Origin of the sequence: Coprobacter secundus subsp. similis, assembly GCF_015097275.1 — a bacterium.
In the GTDB taxonomy this organism is placed as follows: Bacteria; Bacteroidota; Bacteroidia; order Bacteroidales; family Coprobacteraceae; genus Coprobacter; species Coprobacter secundus.
On record NZ_AP023322.1, the window covers coordinates 3,350,820 to 3,372,758 of the forward strand.

Sequence of the window (21,939 nt, forward strand, 5' to 3'; positions counted from 1 at the left end):
TTTATTCTTTAATAATCAGAATCTCACTTGGAATCGTGATAGTAATGCATGCTCCCGGAATATTACAAGCCGTTGCTGTACCTTTCATCGCTTCGGCATATCCTTTTACGATAGCCAAACCGAGGCCTGAGCCTCCGGTAGGGACATGCGCTCCCCTATAAAATTTATCGAAGATATGGGGTAAGTCTTCTTCATTAAATCCAGGACCGTTATCGGATACTTCCATTAAGAATAATGAATTTTCATAGTGCGTTTTTATATTTATTTGTGAATATTTAGGTACATAATTGATAATATTGTACAATAGATTTGTGAGAATTTGTTGCATTAGGACCAAATCCATATTGATAAGAGGGGTATCTTCTTCGATATCAATATTTAATTTATAGTCAGATAATTCTATTTTCATTTGTTGAAGTACTGGACCAATGAGATCTTGTATATCATAATATTCACAGCGAGGGGAAAGTCTTCCGGAATCGACCCTTGACATCGAAAGGAGTTCTTCTATTAAGCGGTGTAAACGTTTACCGGCTGTATAGATTTCGTTATTAATTTCTTTAATCATATCGTTTCCTATGGTACTTAATGTCTCAGATGCTGTGAGTATGGTTGCTACCGGAATACGTAATTCGTGTGAAATGGAATTAAATAGAGTTTTATATAATTTATCCGATTCTTGTAAAAGTAGAGTTTGAGTAGCAAGTTCGTTTAAATATTCCCGTTCAAGTGTATTTGATATTTGCCTTTTTAATGTAAGCCAAATGAGTTCTTCGTGAGGACTGAACGGCCGTTTCAGTTTGACGGCAATTACCCCCATACGCATACGTACACTGTTGAGCGGATAGAATGTTTTTTCTTCAGACATAAATGTTTCTGTAGATCGTCCTGCTGATTTTCTATTTGAAAATACCCATTTAGCAACTTCATATTCTTCCTCATTTATAGGAAGATGCTGGATAAAGGTCGGAACTTTGTTTAAAGAATCATTTTGGTCCTTTAAAATAATTGTACAATCCAAGTCGAAACTTTCTTTTACAGCCTTATCTGCAACTTTCAGAACTTCTTCGATTCCTGATACAAAAGCCATGTGTTTTGAAAGGTGTAGTAGGGTATTGGTTGCCTGTTCTCTTTTTCTACTCATTAGTTCTTGCCGTTTCAAACGGTTTGCAAATATGGAATTTATAAGAGGGATCGAGAGAAACAACCCGAACATTGCTAAATTATTTATTCTGTAAAGAGTAAATGTTCCGAAAGGCAGTGTAAAAAAATAGTCAATTATAAGTGCAACTACAATGGCCGAGGTGAGTATTGGGCCAGTAGTAAAAAATAGAGATTGTATGGCCAAAATTATCATGCAAAGGTAAATCACAGCTTGAGGGTGTACCCAAGATATGAGTGGATATAAAAGGATTGTAAAACTTATTGTTATCAGTATGGAAGTTACATAGTTTGTTAAAGATGCTGTAAAATTAGGACGTTTTATGGCTGTGCTGATTTTTCTTTTTCTTTTGATAGAAGATTCTTTAGACAGAATGTAGATATCTATGTCTTCGCATTTTTTGATAAGTTTTTCGAAAGGATATGGAGTCCTGAGCTGATACCATTTCTTATATGGTTCTCGTTCTAATATGAGGTGTGTAATCTTTTCTTTTTTTATGACAGAAGACATTTCTGAGATCCAATTGTCTCCTGTCATTCTGATTACGTAAGCACCTAAACGATATGCGAGCCTTATATTTTTATTCAGTTGGTCTTGTTCAGTATTAGATAAGCTGTCTGAAGTATATACGTATACAGCAAAAAGAGGAGCTCCCATAGTATACGAGAGCTCTTTTGCCCTTTGTATTATCCTTTCAGTTTTTGGTTTTTCGTCGATATGTACTAGTAAACGTAAACCTTCACGACTGATGTCTTCGAGCTTATTTGCTTCAATGCGCTGCCTGAGGGATTCATTTTTACGGAACGATATTAGTTTTTTGAAACTTTTTTTTAATAAAGTCAAATTGTCTAATGAAAAGAATACAGTTTCCTGCTCGGGTGTTAGGAATGATGTTGTAATTTCACCTGAATTATAACGTCGAATGATTTCTTCTATTTTACAATCGATAGGAATGATTTGTGCTGCTTGTTCGAAAAAGATATCGGGAACAATATAGGGTGCTTTGATTCCTATACGATTACTCATCATATAAGAATTACTTTCTAACTGGATGACACTTAATGTTGTATATACATTTATACCGTTATCGAGCAACTCTTCGATGTCTTGGTATCTGAATTTATGTCGACTTCCAGAACTGTTGTTATGAGCCAGCTCGTCAATGATAACCAGCCCCGGAGAACGATGTAGTATGGCTTCGATATCAATTTCTCCAAATTGATTGGGTAGGATACATTCCATAACTGCATGTCTTCTTGACAATGAATCTGGGTGAAAATTGCCTAAGACTACATCGAGACCTTTTTGCCTGTGCAAGTATGCCTTTTCAAGCATAGCTTGGGTTTTGCCTTCTCCCATGCAAGTTCCGAAAAAGATAGTCAGGTCTCCATGTTTTTTCTGGGAATCGGAAATAAGCATTTCTCGGCTAACCTTCTCTGCGTACAGACTTGTATTTGTTAACATATGACTGTCAGATTTAATAAGAGGGCTGAACTTATCTTAAACAAAATAAAGAAAGTTCTTTTATTTTTCAAAATAAAAGCCGTTAAATATATTGTATTGTAATGATAATGAGGAAAAATCCCGACTTTTGTGATAAGTACAAAAAATCAAGGATTTTTCCTCATTCAATATTTGTTTGATTATTATTTTTTTGAGTTAGAATTGAGTTTCTTGTGTTCAATAATCATTTGATGTTGTGTAATGTATGCCCCATTCTTTCTTTTTTTGTTTTCATATAGAACATATTATATTTATTGGGAGTGATTTCGATAGGGATGTTCTCAATAATTTCGAGACCATAGCCTTCTAATCCGATTCTTTTTATAGGATTATTGGTCATTAATCTCATTTTTCGAACACCTAAATCTCTAAGAATACTTGCTCCCACACCATAATCCCGTTCGTCTGCTTTAAATCCCAAGTGTAGATTTGCATCTACAGTATCCAAGCCTTCTTCCTGTAGCTTGTAGGCTTTTATTTTATTCATAAGGCCTATGCCTCGTCCTTCCTGATTCATATAAACGATAACTCCTTTGCCTTCTTTTTCGATTTCGGTCATTGCTTTATGGAGCTGCTCGCCACATTCACATCTTTTCGAACCGAAAATATCTCCTGTCATACAAGAAGAATGCACACGAACAAGTATTGGCTCGTCTAAATCCCATTTCCCTTTAATAAGAGCGATATGTTCCAATCCGTTTGATATTTGCTTAAAAGGAATAAGGCGGAAATGCCCGTATTCAGTAGGCATGTCTACTTCTACACCTCGTTCTACAATAGATTCTATTTTTAATCGATAGGCAATAAGATCTCTGATAGAAATTATTTTGATGCCGAAGCGCTTAGAAACTTCCATCAGCTGAGGAAGACGTGCCATGGTACCATCTTCATTAATAATCTCAATAAGTGCACCTGCAGGGTAAAGTCCGGCTAATCGTGCCATATCTACAGCAGCTTCTGTGTGCCCTGAACGACGTAGAACACCGCGGTTTCGGGCACGTAAGGGATTTATGTGTCCTGGGCGGCCTAAATCCGAAGGCTTAGTTTCAGGATTGGCCAGGGCTTTAATTGTTTCTGCTCTATCAAACATAGATACTCCTGTTGTACAACCACCGCCAAGTTTATCGACAGTAATAGTAAAGGGGGTTTCATGGATTGAAGTATTTTCTGTCACTTGCATGTTCAGTTCTAATTCTGCACAACGTTCTTCTGTGATAGGAGCGCAAAGAACACCACGACCATGAGTCAGCATAAAATTGACTTTTTCGGGTGTGATTTTTTCTGCTGCAACAATAAAATCTCCCTCATTTTCCCTATCTTCGTCATCTACTACTATAATAAATTTTCCTTCTCGAAAATCTTCAATAGCCTCTTCAATCGTGTTTAATTTAATTTCGCTCATATCGTGTAATATTTGACTTTATGAATAAATCCGTAAACTCTTATTTTTTATTTAGTTTTTTGTATCCAGGTTCGTCTGGTTTACTTGGCAATATATTTTTTTGCCGGAAAGCTCTAAATCTTTATATATAATTTCTTTTAATTCTTTATTTGTAGATAAAATCGTATTTAATTCGCGTCTTAATCCTTTTTGCTGCCAACTACCAAATAAATATATCGGTATTGAGATTGGAAATAGAATGACTAATAGAATTCCTGCAGATTTTATTTTGGTAGGTCGATATAAATATAAATTCCGGATGATGGGATAATCCATCAATTTAGTAATTAACAATTGATTTTTGGAATTTTGAGCGTATTCTACCAGCGTTTCCAATCTGTAACTAATCGAATGTAATAAGTCCTTGTCATATCCACGTGTCCAGTATTCATAATAATTTTGACGTTTATTCCCGGTTTTTCTCAGCATTTCATTACATAAATCGCTTAATTCATCAATATATTTTAGAGCAGTTTCCGGTATCATCTCATCTATTACAATTTCTTTCATGACAATATTACGGACTTCCTGTTTTCCGATTATTTTTCGTATGAAGTTCATGTAAGCATCTCGATTAAATACGGCAGAGTCTTTGACAGCCTTATACGTGAGGAATATGCCTAATGGAAGTAATACGGCAGAGCTTAGCCAAATACCTTCCCATACCGGCCAGCGCCCGTCTCGTGCCATTTTATAACCTGTGTTGTCGATAATGTAATAGAAGATGAATAAAAATACGGATACGATGACCGGCATGCCTAAACCTCCCTTTCGAATGATTGCACCTAATGGAGCCCCAATAAAAAAGAATATTAGACAAGCAAAAGAAAGAGTAAACTTTTTATGCATTTCCATTTCATGACGCCTGATTGTCCGTTTCTCATCATTTGTTACGAGACTTTTGTATTCAAAGTCTTGCCTTACGCTTTCTGCACGGGTTATAGCTCTGTCAAGAAGAGCTTGTTTTCGTAATAAAGATTCCTGTGCGTACAAACTGTCTATATTAAAGGATTGTTGCTGAACTTGTTTTGAAGGCTTTGCGGTATTATTTTGATAATCATATAAAGTAAAGTATCCAGAGCGTTTTAGGTCATTACCAAATGTTCGTCCGATACTATCCATTCTGAGGTTCATGGAATCAATGGATGTTCTTAATGCATGCATGTCTTTCCCTATATATTGGTTTTGCATGATTCCGTCATCCATTCGATTAAAATTTGCATCGAAAGGTATTAATATTTCTTTTTGAGAGAACGTTTCTCTTCGGTAGGGTACATTTTTGGAAGACCGATTCTGAGTTTTCAGGTTTTCAAATGATTCACCATCGTACAACGTTAGAAAGAGATATTGCTTATCATCCGTAAGTTTTAGTTTCCCAGAATCTGCAAGTATCATCATGACGTCATCAAAGCCTTTTGAAACATCATATATCATCAAATCTTTCATCATACCAGTCTCTCGATTTTTACTCTTTACATAGAGATTGTAACCACTGATTTGATCATAGAAAACACCTTCTGGAATATCTAACTCGGGAGACTTTTGTCGGACGGAATAAAGTAGAGTCCACATTTTTACCTGTGCTTTAGGTAAAATATCGTTTTGAAAAAAAAATGCGCCCACTACGATTAAACAGATTACAACAATCAAAGGACGCATGATGTGTATAAGAGAAACTCCTGCAGCTTTAATCGCTAACAGTTCGAATCGTTCGCCTAAGTTTCCGAATGTCATTAAGGATGCCAATAACAAAGCTAAAGGAAGAGACATCGGAATAAGAGTAACAGCTGCATAAAAAAATAACTCTGCCAATACGGACATTTCAATTCCTTTGCCTACCATTTCATCTACATACTTCCATAAAAATTGCATGAGTACGATAAACAGGCAAATGAAAAATGTCATTAAAAAAACAGGCAAAAATGTCTGTAAAATAAATGTATATAGTCGTTTTATACGAAACATATAGTCGTTTTACATTGTTTCGCAAAAGTAGCGTAAAAAAATGAGATTACGATGATGCAGTTGTATAAAAACTATAAAGACTCAATTGTAAGGTTTCAGAGAAACGCCTTTAAAATAGGTTATGCACCTAAAGTTCTTTTTAGCGACTCTATCTGTTTATCCCATAAATCTATACTATCTTCTTTTTCTTCGGGATATGCAAAATCGGTAATCTCGAGAACAACATTTCCTGTAAGTTCGGCAACATTGATACGGAATTCAAAGTAGGCTTTACTATCAGGTTCTTCATCGCACCATTTAAAACGAATAAATGAGCCGGCACGAAAAGTCGTTTGTATTGCTTCTTGAGGGGACTTGTTCCAATAAAATGTAAAGTGTTTACCATCGGCTACAACTTTATCTGCGAACCAGTCGGCTAATCCATTGACAGTTCCGATATAGGTCCATAGCACAGAGGGTGATATATTGTTTAAACTGTATTCAATGGTATATTTTTCCTTTTTCATTTTGTATAGATTTAAATGATTAGGGGAAAACAAGCTTCCCGTGTTTGAATAATTATGAAGGCGAATATATGTAATATATCGAAAATTTCAACTATGTTGAATTATTTTTTTGTGAAATTAATCATTCCAGTTTTCTATTATTACAGCATAGACAATATTATTCTATTGAAATATAGTAAATTAAAATATATTTTGAAAAAAATGATACAAAAATATCGCTAAACTTTGCAGGTTTCAAAAAAACGATATATCTTTGCACCGCATTTGTCACAAGAAGGCAGGTAGAATTGAAATGATGGCGAGATAGCTCAGTTGGTTAGAGCGCATGATTCATAATCATGAGGTCCCGGGATCATGCCCCGGTCTCGCTACAAAAGGCAAAGAGAATTATTTTTCTATTGCCTTTTTTGTTTTTATTTTCTTTTTTACACACTAGCTCAATAAAAATAATAAAATCTCGTTCCTATAATTAAGGAGATTTTTCCAGTTCTCCATGTAGTTTAAAATTGAATTTTTGAATGATGAAGACAAAGTATATATCTATTTTATTATTGGGTTTATTGGGTTCGTTTTTCACAATATCGAGTGTTGTAGCGGAGACTCAATCAAAATCAGTATTAGGCCGAGAACTTAGGTCGCATCCGAGATTGTTGTTTACTGATTCTGATGAAATACGTGTAAATAATTTATTGAAAACAAATAAATTTGCTAAGAAGTTGTCGGATAAGTTGCATCGTGAAGCAGACTATTTGTTGACAGTTCCTGTAGAGTATCGTTTTTATGAAGATGGCTCTAAGGTTCCCCCGTTGCATATTAGTCGGGAATATGTATATCGTATGATAACTTTGTCTATGGCTTATCGGCTGTATAATGATGACAGGTATGCCGAAAAGGTAAAAGAATCTTTAGAATATATTTTTACGCTTCCCCTTTGGAATACTAAACCTGAACATTTTTTGGATGTTGCAGAAATGACTACAGCCGTGGCTATTGCTTATGATTGGACTTATGATTATCTGCCTGAATCGTTGAAAGGAAAGATTCGTTTTATGGTGAAGAGGTATGTTTTGGACCATGCTGTTAAAGAATATAGAGAAGGAGATGATACCTCTTGGGCTAAGCGTAGAACTAATTGGAACGTCGTTTGTAATACGGGAATGTCTCTTGGTGCACTGGCTTTTGCTGAGGATTATGTGGGATTGGCAGATACGATAATAACTAATGCGGTAAGATATATGCCCAATTGTCTCCGATTTTTTGCTCCTGATGGTGTTTGTTATGAGGGGCCGGCTTATTGGGCATATACGAATGTGTATTTGTCTATGATGATGAAAGCGATGGATGATAATTTGGGTTCATGTATGGGGATAGATACTTTGCCTGGAATTTCTAATACAGCCAGATTTTATGTCGATGCGACAAGTCCATCAAAACGGATATTTAATTTTGGAGATTGTACCGAAGGGATATTACCCTATGCTGGTCCTGCTTATTTTTATTTTAGTAGAAAGTTTCAGCAACCGGAAGTCGCTCGTTTTGCCAGAGAGACAATAATGTCTTTGTTGGATAATAAAGAGCGCACACGTTGGCATTTCTTTTTATCATTAGCATGGTGTGATATTTCAAAACCGGAAGAAAGTACTCGCTCGGAAAAAGTGAAAATTTATAGAGGCATTAATGATATTGTTATCTTTCGGGAAGGTCACAAAAAAGATGATTTGTTTTTAATTGCTAAAGGTGGTGCTCCTGATATGGCCCATCAGCAAATGGATGCCGGAAATTTTATAATAGAAAGATATGGTATTCGTTGGTTAGAAGATTTGGGTGCAGATAATTATGACTTACCGGGTTTTTGGGATAGTAAAGATGGCGGGAAGCGCTGGAATTATTTCAGAAACACTAATTATAGTCATAATACATTGATTATCAATAATAATAGGCAGTATGTTCCAGGTCGAGCTTATGTTACAGATAAAGTTGAGAGTAAAAAGCAAACTTCAGTGGCTATTGATTTGACATCAGTATATCAGAAAGATGCCGACAGGGTAATCCGACGATTTTCTTTATCTAATAAAGGTCTTATGATTGTTGGTGATTCGATATATTTGAAAGATACTGAAGGTAGTGTTTGTTGGAATGCTGTAACATCATCGAAGGTTTTATTAGATGGTAAAAAGGCAGTTTTGGAGAAAGACGGTAAAAAATTTGTTTTACAGATTCTTTCTCCAAAAAATGCAAAGTTTTCTACAACGGAGGCAAAGCCTTTTACTCCTTTTGAAAATCCTGTTACGGGATATACGTTGTTACAAATTCGTTTGGATGATTGTCCCGAAAAGGAACAGTATATTGAAGTCCAGTTAGGGGAATAATCATTATTCCTTTAGTATTCGGTCCATGACTAAAGATGTCCTGGCACCAGAGATTCCAGTAGAAGGACAATGTCCATACCCTCTTAACTCATCCACAATAGTTTGTATCAAGGGTTGTTCTATATGTTCGGGGGAAGTGAAAGAGTATTGTTCGGATATCTTATTAGTTATTAACGTAATAGGAGTGAAAGCGAATGTACTGAATGTTATTTTTCCATTTGTTCCTATGATTTCGATAGAATCTTGCTCAGAGTTTTCATTAGCGACAAAACACCATAGTCCTGTACCTATAACTCCTGACTCAAATTGGAGTGTTGCACATATAGTATCTTTGGTATCATATAAGTGCCCCAGATTTTGAGAATATCCTTTTGCTGATTCTATTTTACCCAATAGGAAGTCGAGAATGTCGAGTGTGTGAGGGGCTAAATCATAAAAGTAACCTTCTCCTGCAATACTTTTATCTACCCTCCAAGTATGAGTATTGGCATCGAAGTCAGATGTTTGGGCTTTCTTGATATGTTTTATGTCAACAGTGAGCACTTGCCCAATTCTGTTTTCGTCCAATAAAGTTTTTACTTTTAGAAAATAAGGGAGTGCCCGGCGGTAAAAGGCAACAAATAATTTTTGATTTGTTATTTTTGAAGTCTCTATCATCTCAAGACATTCGGTGTAGTTCATTCCCATAGGTTTTTCTACATATACCGGTTTGCTTGCCTCCATGGCCTGTATCGCATATTTTTTATGCATGTTAGGGGGAGTGGCTATATATATGGCATTTATATCGGGATCATTTATCAATTTCTCGGCCTCTGTGTAATACTTTTCTACGCTATGCCTTTGTGCAAAATCTTTTACCTTGGCTTCATCCCTCCGCATAACGGCAACTAAAGAAGAATGTTTTATCTTATAAAATGCCGGACCGCTTTTCTTTTCACATACATCTCCACATCCTATAATGCCCCAATTAATATTTTCCATAAATTGATATTTTTCATATTTGTTTTTCCAAAGTTAATCAATTTTTGTTTTCAGATAGTTTTTATGGTTGCAACACGATGAAGATGCAATTTATTATTTATGTACTAATCTCTGTAAGTAATGAAACTGACTTTTCACATACAAAGAATTCAGATTGAAAATATATCAGTAATTTCTATAATATTCTGTATAAATGATTTAGATAAAGATAAAATCAAGATAAGAAAATAGAAAAATATTCATATTAAATATAAAAAATGTAAATTATGCTACCCTTAAGTTTGCAAATAAAGTTATTATAACAAAGATAGGAAAATCAAGAATAGCAGTGGGATAATTTCAAGTTTCAGTCAGGCAATTACTTTTTATGGAGAAATATAGTTAACGATATAAAATGAAGAAAAAAATAGAGGGATGTGTTTTGTTAATTGGCATTTTATAAAAGTTTTTGGTCTCATCTTGCCAATATGGTTTGTAGTTAAATAGAATAAATTTTTTAGGAAAGTATTATGATAAAATACTATTTTTCAAATATTCATACTCTAAAAATTAGAGTATTATTGATGTTTTTATTTTTTATGTTCTTGGTTTGTATTCCTATTTCAGGAAAGGAACTTGGAGGTTTCTCTTTAGGATGGAAAGCCTATATTAATGAAAGTGACGGAACAATATCACGATATGAATTTTTGTCTGAAAATGGATGGGAAGTAGTTCCTTTCAGGGAAGATTCTATGTCTGGTTTGGCTTGGGAAGGAATTTCTTTATTCCCGGTTCCGGAAAGGGATCTTATGTTTATGGCAGAGAAAGATAATATACATTATTCTATTTCTTATCTTCCAGAGAAAGATCATTTGGTAGCTATTTGTTCGTTGACGAATAAGGGTTATGGCGATTTTGAACCGAAGCGGGCGCGATTGATTATTGGTGTAGATAGTGAAATGAAGACATATCCTCAATGGGATGCCAAGTTTTTCCCGACATTGATTCGTTGCGAGAAAAATTTTACATGGGGATATTTTATGTCTCCAAGACAAAAGATTTTAGCATTTGGTTCAGAGGAGCCAGTTGCTTCTTATGGTATGAATTATATTTATGAAGGTTCGTTGGAATGGAAATGGGGACATCAGATAAAAACAGCAAGCCTTGATTTGTTACATTGTCTTCCTTTGCCAGAACGACATCCTCAGAATATGAACAAGTTAGCTCCAGGAGAGAGTCGTGTGTGGCGAATTCATTTGGGTGGAGTTGAGAATTTATCGGATGTAAAAAATAAATTATCGCATTGGCTTAATGTTCCCACGATAGAATGTGACCGATATACGGTAGCTAAAAATGATTCGGTTTATGTAAACATATATAATAAAGATCGAGATGTGGTATTACATATAAGTGGACCATCAAAGGAAAGGGTACTATCTTACAATGCCGTTTCAAAAAGTAAAAAAGATATTGTTTGTAGGGCTGTTTTTCTGCCAAAAGAGGAAGGCTTATATACTATTAAGGCAATTTCTGGTAATGGAAAAACGGCAGAGGCTAAGGTTTATGTTCGCAAGCCTTGGTCTTGGTATATGAGAAAAGCAAAAGACTTTGTTTCCAAAAATTCTCCCTTATTTTCTAATGCTTGTGAAACTTTTTATGGCTATTATACGGCATTTCTTGGTGCAAAGTATTTCCCGGATAATGGAGAGAGTAAAATATTGGAAGAACGGTTTAACAGGACATTGCCTTTGATAATTGATACTGTTACTTGGGTTCCTAATTTGGAATCATTGCCTCATCGAATTCAGAACTTCTCGGCGTTGATGGGAATGTTGGTAGATTTATGGGAAACTACAGGTAATAGTTCATACCTGGAAAAGGCGTCTCATATAGGAGATTTTTTATGTTCGGATAAAATACAATGGCAAGATGGTTCATATCGTTCTCGAGGAGTACATTATACTGCTGTTATATATACGGCAAAGTCAATGATGGAATTAGCTATGGCTGAAAAAATGTTGATTGACTGTCCTGTGTGGAATGAACGTTTTGAGAGGCATTTTACATCGGCAGCCAAAGCGGTGGATGATTTATTAAAGCGTCGTGATGATATTGAGACCGAAGGGGATATGACATTTGAAGATGGAATGATATCCTGTAGTGCATTGCAATTGGGAATGTTTGGTCAAATGCAGCAAAACAAATCTTTACGTGATATGTATGCGTCAGCAGCCCGTTATTTGATGGATAAACATCAATGTCTTGAACAGTTGCTTATACCGGATGCTCGTATGCGTGGTGGAACATTGAGATATTGGGAAGCTTTGGATGTTTATTTTGTTCCTAATCAGATAATGAATTCTCCGCATGGTTGGACAGCATGGAAAATTTATGCTTCTTATTATTTGTATTTGTTGACAGGAGAAGAATATTATTTGACCGATTTTATGGATACATTAGGGGCTTGTATTCAGGTCATGGATTTAGATGGAAAACTACGTTGGGGTTTTGTTCCGGATCCTTATGTTGAAGCAAAAGTGTATGTTGAGAATATGGATAAACCGTTTTGTGGGATGCCCGTAGATTCAATTGTTGGAGAACAATATTTGGATATGATTAGTCCTTGGTTACGTCCGGATGATGAAGAAAATACAATTTGTCAGTTTAAGGAAAGAGGTGGAGCAGGCGATAATACAGTTCAGGAGATATTTAAAGCTTTGGAGGAATGTGCATTGACTTCTGCATATGTATTAGTTCGAGATGATGGATCAGTAAAAGCTTATAATTGTAGAGCGGATCTGGGAAGTGGAGGATTATTAGTAATACCAGATGAACCGATAATTGAAAAGATCCATTTAAATGCTAAAATTCCAGTTACTATTGAGGTACAGTTACAAAAGAAAAAGATTATAAAAGAAAGTCTACAGGGACAGCGTTGGATTAAACTCAAAGTATAGAGATTATTATGAAGATTAAGATGATGTTATAAAATAGGAACTATTTCTATTGTAGAGAAAGTACGTGTTGTTGAGATACCTATATATGAGAAAGAGTAAATGGGTTTAATATTATATTTTTTGTTTAAAAAATAAAAAATAACTACCCGAGAATCACTTTTTTTTGTCTGGTATTATATAAGAATCAAGAATATATTAAATATCAATTTTTTTAATTCAGTTTATATGTGTAAGATGGATAAGATATACCCATTTAATTTTCTTATAGTTTTATTCTTATTGATCGAATTCAATATTGAAGCTCAAATGTATGATAAGGAGTATATAAATACGATACGACTGATGACTTACAATACACATTATTGCAAAGGCGGTTCTGATCCAGGTAAGATAGATATGAATAACACTAGAAAACTAGCTCAAGTAATAAAAGCCTTGGATGCTGATGTTGTTGCATTACAGGAGCTTGATAGTGCATCACGAGGAAGGGAATATCGTTATTTATTAAAACAAATTGCGGATGCTACAGGTATAGAATATATAGATATTTATGGAAATGCTGATACATTTGATCATGGGGCAAGCCTTGGATGTGGAGTATTGGTGAAAAAGACAATTCCAATAAAAAATCGAAAGCTGATATCTCTTCCTGGAGATGAAAAAAGAGTTGCTGTCTATGTTGAACTAGAGGATTTTGTTTTTGTGGGAACTCATTTTGATTTGAATGATATGAAACGGATAGAAGGTGCAAAAGAACTTTGCAGGTATGTTCGCGAAGAATCGAAACCTGTGTTTTTAGCTGGAGATTTAAATGATTCTCATTATTGGAAAAGCGGAGGGATTGCTTTCCCTATATTATTGGAAGATTTTGAAATTATTAGTGATGTAGAAGGAGGTTCTCTGTCTGGGAGATCTGATAATGGAGGATTAATAGATTATGTTTTGTTAAAAAGAAATAGTAGTAGGGGGATTCAGGTAAGACAATCATGTATTGTCCGAGAATTATCTATTGATGGGGCTGGAGTTGATATGGGAATGTTATCTGATCATTATCCGGTTTTTGTTGATGTGAATATAAAAGGTAGTAGAAAGTAGTTGTTTCCATATTTAAGTTTACTTGTGTTTAAAAAAAGAGTATTAATATAAATAATTGTAACCATGATTAACAAGATTATTATGAGAAGATTTTTTGTATTTGTTTTATTATTAGTGAGTATTGTAGTTTCGTCTTTTGCTGGAGTCGCATATAAAGATGGCAAACAAATCAAAATATCAAAAGAGAAGATTCGGGATAAAATAAAAGGAGGTTGGGCCGGGAAAGTTATAGGTTGTACTTATGGCTTTCCGACAGAATTCCGATATTGTGGTACGATGTTACAAGATTATATTCCTATTCGATGGGAAAAGGATGATATATCACGATGTTTTAAAAAGACTCCTCATGCTTTTGATGATGTGTATATGAATCTTACTTTTCTTGAAGTGTTTACTCGTTTAGGTTTGGAAGCTCCGGTAGATTCTTTTGCTCTAAGTTTTGCAAATGCCAAATACGGTTTATGTCATGCCAATCAGGCTGCACGTTATAACATTCTTAAAGGGATAATGCCCCCGATGTCAGGATATTGGAAAAATAATCCGCATGCAGATGATATCGATTATCAAATAGAGGCAGATTATGCAGGCTTGATGACTCCGGGGATGATTAATTCTTGTGCGATAGTTTCGGATTCGATAGGGCATATTATGAATTATGGAGATGGTTGGTATGGTGGTGTCTATGTCGGAGCGATGTATTCTTTGGCTTTTGTGTATGATGATGTGGAATATATTGTAAAAGAAGCATTGAAAGTAATTCCGTTACAAAGTAAGTTTTATAAATGTATGGACGCTGTAATAAAGTGTTACGAAAAAGATCCGAATGACTGGAAACAAGCATGGTATGTTGTCGAGCGTAATTTTTCTACAGATTTGGGATGTCCAGATGGAGTATTTAAACCATATAATATAGATGCGACAGTAAATTCGGCTTATGTAATTATAGGTCTTTTATATGGAAATGGAGATTATGGAAAAACGATAGATATTTCTACTCGGTGTGGGCAAGATTCAGACTGTAATCCGTCGACCTCAGCTGGTATTTTGGGTACAATTATCGGATATGATAAAATTCCGGAATACTGGAAAGGAGATATAGAGTCTGTCTCTGATATAAACTTTATATTTACTTCTACATCATTAAATAAGGCGTGTGATATAACTTATGATTTGGCATTGAAGATGATAGAACGTGGAGGTGGAAGTATTGGCGAAAAAGATGCTGTGGTTATTTATCAAGTTCCGAAGCCGGTGGGTTTTGAAGAGTGTTTTGAGGGAATACGACCGACGTCAATTGTAAGTATCAACAAAACTATTTCACAAATAGAACAGCCTATATGTTTTGAAGGTACAGGGGCAATATTTCGAGGTAGGATTTCAGGTAAGGATCATGATTATGTGGCTGAAGTAGAGTGTTATATTGATGGCAAATTGGTTGAGAAAGCTTTGTTGCCAGACCTTTATACAACCCGTCGTCCAGAATTGTTTTGGTTTTTTGATCTAAAACCCGGGAAACATACAGCAACTTTCAAATGGTTGAATCCTCAAAATGGAATGAGTGTCAATTTTACAGAGCTGGTTATATATGATAGCTTGGGAGTAAAATAGTTTTACAAAAAATGTTTTGGTTATTAATTGTTTCAATATAATTAATATGGTATTGCAGTAGATATTACAGCTGTTTGTGATTTGAAAACAGAGAGAAGTTCATTACTTGTAATAAAAGAAGATATTTGGGAATTAATATAATACAATGGTAGACACATATAAAATGAGAGATGATTATTTGATAAAGGTAATGAAAAAAAATGTGATTTGTGTTTCTTTGATATGCGTATTGACTGTGTTGCCTATCTTTGCACAAAATGAACCTTATCGGAATAGTATGCTATCTATCGAAGACCGAGTAGATGATTTATTACAGAGAATGACATTATCAGAAAAGATAGCACAGATAAGGCATTTGCATTCTTGGAATATTTTTAATGGACAGAAGTTGGATATGCAAAAACTGGAAAGTTTTTCCAGGGGAATGGCTTGGGGATTTGTTGAAGGATTTCCGTTGACAGGGGAGAATTGTACGGAGAATATGTTTCTGATACAGAAATATATGGTGGAGAATACTCGTTTAGGAATTCCAATATTCACAGTTGCTGAGTCTTTGCATGGTGCGGTACATGAAGGCTCCACAATTTATCCTCAAAATATAGCTTTAGGTAGTACGTTTAATCTGGATCTGGCTTATCGTAAAGCCGCTATGATTGCACAAGATCTGCATGCCCAAGGAATGTATCAAGTACTGGCTCCTTGTGTTGATGTAGTTAGGGATTTACGTTGGGGGCGAGTGGAGGAGTCCTATGGAGAAGATCCTTTCCTGTGTGGGCTTTTGGGTATTCAAGAGGTAAAGGGGTATTGGGACAATGGAATTTCTCCTATGTTAAAGCATTATGGAGCTCATGGAAACCCGTTGAGTGGATTGAACTTGGCATCGGTGGAATGTGGAGTTAGAGACTTGCATGAGATATATTTGAAACCTTTCGAAATGATTATAAAAAATACTCAGTTATTGGCTGTCATGTCTACATATAATTCGTGGAATCGTGTTCCTAATTCTGCTTCTAATTATCTATTGACTGAAACATTGAGGAATCAGTGGGGTTTTAAAGGTTATGTTTATTCTGATTGGGGAGCAATTGAAATGTTGAAAACCTTACATCGTACAGCGTATAGTTCAGCTGACGCTGCAGTGCAAGCATTATCTGCTGGGTTGGATGTTGAAGCTTCGAGTAGATGTTATCCGGAACTTGAGAGCTTAGTGAAGGGAGGAAAATTTGATGAGAAAATTATCGATACATCTGTTCGTAGGGTACTATATGCAAAGTTTAAGATGGGATTGTTTGAAGACCCTTATGGAATTCGGTATCGGCATAGTAAAATGCATTCTGAGGAGAGTATAAAGTTATCAAAAGAGATTGCTGATGAGTCGGTTGTTTTATTGAAGAATGAAGATAATTTATTGCCATTGGATGTAAGACGGTTGAAATCTATTGCTGTGATAGGTCCGAATGCAGATCAAGTGCAATTTGGAGATTATACTTGGAGTCGAGATAACAAAGATGGTGTTACACCATTGGAGGGAATAAAAAGAGCTGTGGGAGATGAAGTCTTTGTGCGTTATGCCAAAGGCTGTAGCTTGACATCATTAGATACTTCAGGAATAGAGGAGGCGGTTTCTATAACCCGTTTAAGTGATGTGGCTCTTGTTTTTTGTGGAAGTGCTAGTGCGGCATTGGCACGTGATTATAAAAGTTCTACTTCTGGGGAAGGATTTGATTTGAATGATTTAAACCTTACCGGAGCACAAACTCAATTGATAAAGGCTGTTTATGAAACAGGAAAACCCGTCGTACTGATTTTGGTGACAGGGAAACCTTTTGCTATACCTTGGGAAAAAGAGCATTTACCGGTTATTTTGGTCCAATGGTATGCTGGAGAACAAGCTGGAAATTCGATTGCGGATATTTTATTTGGAAAAGTGTCTCCATCCGGACGATTGACATTTTCGTTCCCAAGAAGTACAGGACATCTTCCGGTTTATTATAACTATTTGCCTTCGGATAAGGGATTTTATAAAAATCCTGGAAATTATGAATCTCCAGGACGAGATTATGTTTTTTCTAATCCTTCGTCATTATGGGCCTTTGGCCATGGATTGACATATACATCATTTCGGTATAAAAATTTAAGAACGAATAAAAATGAATATAGTTTTTCCGATACAATTATAGTGAAGGTGGATGTAGAGAACATTGGTCTTCGAGATGGGAAAGAAGTGGTGCAGTTATATGTAAGAGATAAGGTAAGTACTTATGTTACTCCGATAAGACAGCTTCGCGATTTTAAAAAGGTAGATATAAGAAGAGGAGATGTAAAAACAATTCAATTGAAAGTTCTTGTTGAAGATTTATATTTGGTGGATGATTTGAACCAACGTTTTATTGAAGCTGGAGATTTTGAAATACAAGTAGGTACTGCCTCTGACAATATTTTGCTTACTCAGGACATAACAGTTGGGAAGCCGGTGTATTTAGGGAAGGGAAATAATGTATCATGTATAAAACAGAAAATGAGTTCTTGTCAAATAGATATTTCTGGAGAAATTAGGGATGTTCAGGCAACGTTGATACAGAATATTCAAATTGTAGAAAAAAGTTCGGGTAAAGTGTTATCAGTTACAGATGAAAATGGCCGTTTTCATGTGAAGACGGGAAATCATGAAATCTTGATTTTTACAAAAGAGGGTTATCAGCCGGTAGAGATTCCGGTCAATAACCAGAATATAATTAATGTTCGTGTCAATTATGGAGATTAAAAATTGAATAGTATGGTGGATTTTGTAAGCAAATATAATATAATTGGAGGTGTGATATTGGTTTTGTTTCTCATGAAGGTATCAGAGGGACGGGCACGAACTATGAATAATACAGATTTATCTTTGATTCCTTTACCGAAGAATATAGTATATCAGAAAGGATATTTCGAACTTACTGATGAAACATCATGGGTGGTAATGGGAGAGGAGAGTCGAGAGGAACTAAATAAAATTGTAACTTATTTTAATAGAAAAATACAGCAATCTACGGGATATGTTTTATCTGTGAAATTATTTGGAAATGAAAATGTAATTCGTATAAAAGTAGATAAAACTTTAAAATTGAAAGATGAGGGATATCGACTTGAAGTTTCATCTGGAAGAATTACTGTCAAAGGGAAGACGGCACAAGGGGTGTTTTATGGTATACAGACTGTTATGCAATTATTCCCTTCACAAATTGAAAGTAACCTGAAAATCGAAACTATTGCTTGGAAGGCTCCTTGTGTTATAATAAATGATGAACCTGTTTTCCCATATCGTGGTATGTTGTTGGATGTTGGGCGACATTTTCACAGTGTAGAGTTTATTAAAAAACAACTTGATATAATGGCTATGTTGAAAATGAACAGATTTCATTGGCACTTGACTGACGACCAGCTTTGGACAATAGAAATAAAGAAATATCCACGGTTGACTGAAGTAGGGGCCGTTCGTCGAAATGCAGATGGGACTATACACCGAGGATTTTATACTCAAGAGCAAATAAAAGAGGTAGTTGCTTATGCTGCTGAACGTTATATTACGGTGATACCGGAAATAGAAATGCCAGGTCATGCATTGGCCGCGTTGACTGCCTATCCTGAATATTCTTGTACGGGAGGACCATTTTCAATTCGTAATATGTGGGGAGTAGAAGAGGATGTGTATTGTGCAGGTAATGATAAAACATTTGAATTTTTAGAAAATATTTTGAGTGAAGTAGCAGTGCTTTTTCCTGGAAAGATGATTCATATAGGTGGGGATGAGTGTCCAAAAGATAGGTGGAGTGTTTGTCCTAAATGTAGAAAAAGAATAAGAGATGAAAATCTGAAAGATGTAAATGGATTACAGAGTTATTTTATACGTCGTATAGAAAAGTTTTTATTGTCGCATGGAAAATCGATGATAGGATGGGATGAAATTCTTGAAGGTGGGTTGGCTCCGTCAGCAACAGTCATGTCTTGGCGAGGGGAAAAAGGTGGTATTACAGCTGCGACTATGGGACATGATGTAATCATGACCCCTTCAAAATGGATGTATATTGATGCAGGTCAAGGAGCAGTTGAAGTAGAGCCTATTGCTATTGATGTAGGCAAGATGCTGGACTCTGTTTACGAATATGATCCTGCATCTGAAAAAATACCAAAAGAGTTGAGGCATCATGTTTTGGGTGCTCAAGCTAATATGTGGACTGAGTATGCAACAACTCCCGAATATACAGAATATTTGTTATATCCTCGCTTATTGGCTGTTGCTGAACTGAATTGGACACCGAAGGTGAAGAAAAATTATGATTCTTTTGTACAGCGATTAAATGGCCTGCTAATGCGATTGGATTATCATCATGTTAACTATCATATACCTTTGCCGGAAGGCCCAGCTGCTGATTATGTTGCATTTACAGATAAAACGGTATTAAATTTTCATAATAGTCGAAACTTACCGATGGTATATACTTTGGATGGAAGTGAGCCAACTCTATCTTCTACATTATACAGAATGCCGATTGTATTGGATAAGAAAACTGTATTTAAAATTGCATCTGTGTTACCATTTGGAAAACTTAGTCCTGTTCGTACAATTCATGTTGTGAAGGAAAAATATTCTCCAAGGATAGATAAAGATACGAAGGTTGGGCTAAATTTGTGGAGGACAGAAGGTGACTTATATTATGTGCATGATGTGAAAGACGCTTACTGGACAGGTCCAGATATTGTTCCAGGATTTGATTTTAAACCCCTTTTGGAAGATAAAGGTGCTTATTGTTATACTGGGTATTTTGAAGTTCCGACTGATGGTATATATTTTTTTTCAACAGAAATGGATGAGTTATGGATAGATGGGAAGGTCGTATTAAGCAATGATGGAAAGTTGGTCCGTCATTCTTGTACACGTACATCTATGGCTCTACAGAAAGGGAAACATTCATTCCGTCTATTGATGATAAATAATAATATTGGAGGATATTTACGTTTATGGAATGAAAAAGGTTTTCGAATAGCGTTAGAAGGACAAGATTTGAGTTTACCTCCCAATGAAATATTGTCTCATTGAATTTGTATATTATGATTTCGGGATAAAATTTTATCCCGAAATCATAATAATATGATATCATTAAATATTTATTGGAATAATAGAGTAAAATTATTTAAATATTTTGATTCTATTTTCCAATGGTAGTATTTCTTTTTCAGGGGGTGTCTGTAAAGGAGTGCCGAATGGTATTTGTGCGATAAGTTTCCAGTGAGCAGGTATCGCCCATTGGCGATGTATCGGCTCATCTATAAGAGGATTATAGTGTTGTAACGATGCCCCGAATCCGGCGTCCTCGAGTAGTGTCCATATTGTTAGCTGATGCATGGCGGATGTTTGTTGTGACCATATAGGAAATTTGTCTTGGTACGTAGGAAATGTTTCTTGTAGATGATGAATGATAGATTCGTCTTCAAAGAAGAGAATTGTCCCATAACCGGCAGCAAAAGATTGGTCAATTTTCTTTTCTGAATTGATAAATGTTTCAGGGCTGGTTATGGCTTTTAGGGTGTCCTTTACAATCTCCCATAATTTTTTATGCTGATTTCCTAATAGAAGGACGATACGGGTAGACTGAGAGTTAAAGGCTGAGGGAGTTGTTTTTATCGTGAACTCAATCAGCTCTTTTAGCTCTCCTTCAGAGATAGGAGATTCGTTACTGATGGCATAGTACGATCTACGATGTGCTAAGGCCTCTTTCAAGCTTTTATTTGACATAATTATTTAAAAGTTAGTATTTTATATATAACAATTTTTTTATAGAATTGTTTGGAAAAGTAGAGTGCTATAATGATTTTAAACATAGGTCGCGTTATACGGATATGTATTTATTATATTGAGGAAAATTATGTATTACTTTTTAGAAAATATCCGATATGAAAAGTATTTGTGAGTAAAAGGTGAAAGCTGATATTTAGAATATGTATCTTATAAAATTTTTCCAATTTTTATATTGAATCATTGCTTTCAGTCTGGATTTATCCATTTTTTAGATATAAAAAGCCGTTTCCTTTACTTTAGGAAACAGCTTCATTGATTGAGCCGATAGAGGGATTCGAACCCACGACCCCGAGATTACAAATCACGTGCTCTGGCCAACTGAGCTATATCGGCAAATGGGTAAGCTGTCTACATCGCGTCGCTACAACCAAGCTACCCTTGCTGCGGTCAAGCCCTGGGGGATTCGAAGGGAGCTGACCGTGTAGGACTTACCCGGCTGCAAAAGTAGATATTTTTCCTGGTTCTGCAATAGATGATGTTGATTTTTTTTCTTGCTTATATACATTTGTCTCTATTTTAAAGAGTTATATGTTG

The 21,939-nt window shown here is 35.4% G+C and carries 12 protein-coding genes and 2 tRNA genes; 7 read left to right on the forward strand and 7 right to left on the reverse strand.

The window, feature by feature from the left end:
• Position 1 precedes the first annotated feature (1 nt).
• From Cop2CBH44_RS13425 to Cop2CBH44_RS13440, 4 genes are all read right to left on the reverse strand, one after another.
• On the reverse strand, positions 2-2,626 hold the full coding sequence (locus Cop2CBH44_RS13425; RefSeq protein ID WP_200754998.1) for an ATP-binding protein: 2,625 nt from the start codon (positions 2,624-2,626) through the stop codon (positions 2-4).
• A gap of 223 nt (positions 2,627-2,849) precedes the next feature.
• Complete coding sequence (locus tag Cop2CBH44_RS13430) at positions 2,850-4,067, reverse strand: bifunctional 3,4-dihydroxy-2-butanone-4-phosphate synthase/GTP cyclohydrolase II (RefSeq protein WP_021929552.1); 1,218 nt, start codon at positions 4,065-4,067, stop codon at positions 2,850-2,852.
• Positions 4,068-4,118: 51 nt separating this feature from the next.
• Positions 4,119-6,071 carry an LptF/LptG family permease gene (locus tag Cop2CBH44_RS13435; protein ID WP_021929551.1) on the reverse strand — a complete coding sequence of 651 codons (1,953 nt, stop codon included), beginning with the start codon at positions 6,069-6,071 and terminating at the stop codon, positions 4,119-4,121.
• Positions 6,072-6,190: 119 nt separating this feature from the next.
• Complete coding sequence (locus Cop2CBH44_RS13440) at positions 6,191-6,577, reverse strand: START-like domain-containing protein (RefSeq protein WP_021929550.1); 387 nt, start codon at positions 6,575-6,577, stop codon at positions 6,191-6,193.
• A 297-nt stretch (positions 6,578-6,874) separates the two neighbouring features.
• Here Cop2CBH44_RS13440 and Cop2CBH44_RS13445 point away from each other — a divergent pair.
• Together Cop2CBH44_RS13445 and Cop2CBH44_RS13450 are read left to right on the forward strand one after the other, a co-directional pair.
• Positions 6,875-6,948, forward strand: a tRNA-Met gene (locus Cop2CBH44_RS13445).
• A 147-nt stretch (positions 6,949-7,095) separates the two neighbouring features.
• On the forward strand, positions 7,096-8,946 hold the full coding sequence (locus Cop2CBH44_RS13450; RefSeq protein ID WP_200754999.1) for a heparinase II/III domain-containing protein: 1,851 nt from the start codon (positions 7,096-7,098) through the stop codon (positions 8,944-8,946).
• Positions 8,947-8,949: 3 nt separating this feature from the next.
• Here Cop2CBH44_RS13450 and Cop2CBH44_RS13455 read toward each other — a convergent pair whose 3' ends face one another.
• Positions 8,950-9,927 (reverse strand): Gfo/Idh/MocA family protein, encoded by a 978-nt coding sequence (locus tag Cop2CBH44_RS13455; RefSeq protein ID WP_200755000.1) that lies wholly within the window; start codon positions 9,925-9,927, stop codon positions 8,950-8,952.
• A 563-nt stretch (positions 9,928-10,490) separates the two neighbouring features.
• Between Cop2CBH44_RS13455 and Cop2CBH44_RS13460 the strand changes: the two genes are divergently transcribed.
• From Cop2CBH44_RS13460 to Cop2CBH44_RS13480, 5 genes are all read left to right on the forward strand, one after another.
• Positions 10,491-12,863: a hypothetical protein gene (locus Cop2CBH44_RS13460; RefSeq protein ID WP_246469123.1), complete on the forward strand. Its 2,373-nt coding sequence runs from the start codon at positions 10,491-10,493 to the stop codon at positions 12,861-12,863.
• 234 nt (positions 12,864-13,097) lie between these two features.
• The gene (locus Cop2CBH44_RS13465; RefSeq protein WP_200755002.1) at positions 13,098-13,958 is read left to right on the forward strand and encodes an endonuclease/exonuclease/phosphatase family protein; all 861 of its coding nucleotides are present in this window, start codon (positions 13,098-13,100) and stop codon (positions 13,956-13,958) included.
• 81 nt (positions 13,959-14,039) lie between these two features.
• Positions 14,040-15,566, forward strand: coding sequence for an ADP-ribosylglycohydrolase family protein (locus Cop2CBH44_RS13470; protein ID WP_246469124.1), 1,527 nt, complete (start codon positions 14,040-14,042; stop codon positions 15,564-15,566).
• A gap of 190 nt (positions 15,567-15,756) precedes the next feature.
• Positions 15,757-18,330, forward strand: a complete 2,574-nt coding sequence (locus tag Cop2CBH44_RS13475) for a glycoside hydrolase family 3 N-terminal domain-containing protein (protein WP_200755979.1) — start codon at positions 15,757-15,759, stop codon at positions 18,328-18,330.
• Between the two features lie 12 nt (positions 18,331-18,342).
• Entirely contained in the window at positions 18,343-20,646 is a 2,304-nt protein-coding gene (locus tag Cop2CBH44_RS13480) for a family 20 glycosylhydrolase (protein WP_246469125.1), read from the forward strand.
• 90 nt (positions 20,647-20,736) lie between these two features.
• On the opposite strand, the gene Cop2CBH44_RS13485 is transcribed toward Cop2CBH44_RS13480, so the two are convergent.
• Both Cop2CBH44_RS13485 and Cop2CBH44_RS13490 read right to left on the reverse strand, forming a co-directional pair.
• The gene (locus Cop2CBH44_RS13485) at positions 20,737-21,342 is read right to left on the reverse strand and encodes a nitroreductase family protein (protein WP_200755004.1); all 606 of its coding nucleotides are present in this window, start codon (positions 21,340-21,342) and stop codon (positions 20,737-20,739) included.
• Between the two features lie 322 nt (positions 21,343-21,664).
• Positions 21,665-21,738, reverse strand: a tRNA-Thr gene (locus tag Cop2CBH44_RS13490).
• Positions 21,739-21,939: the final 201 nt, after the last annotated feature.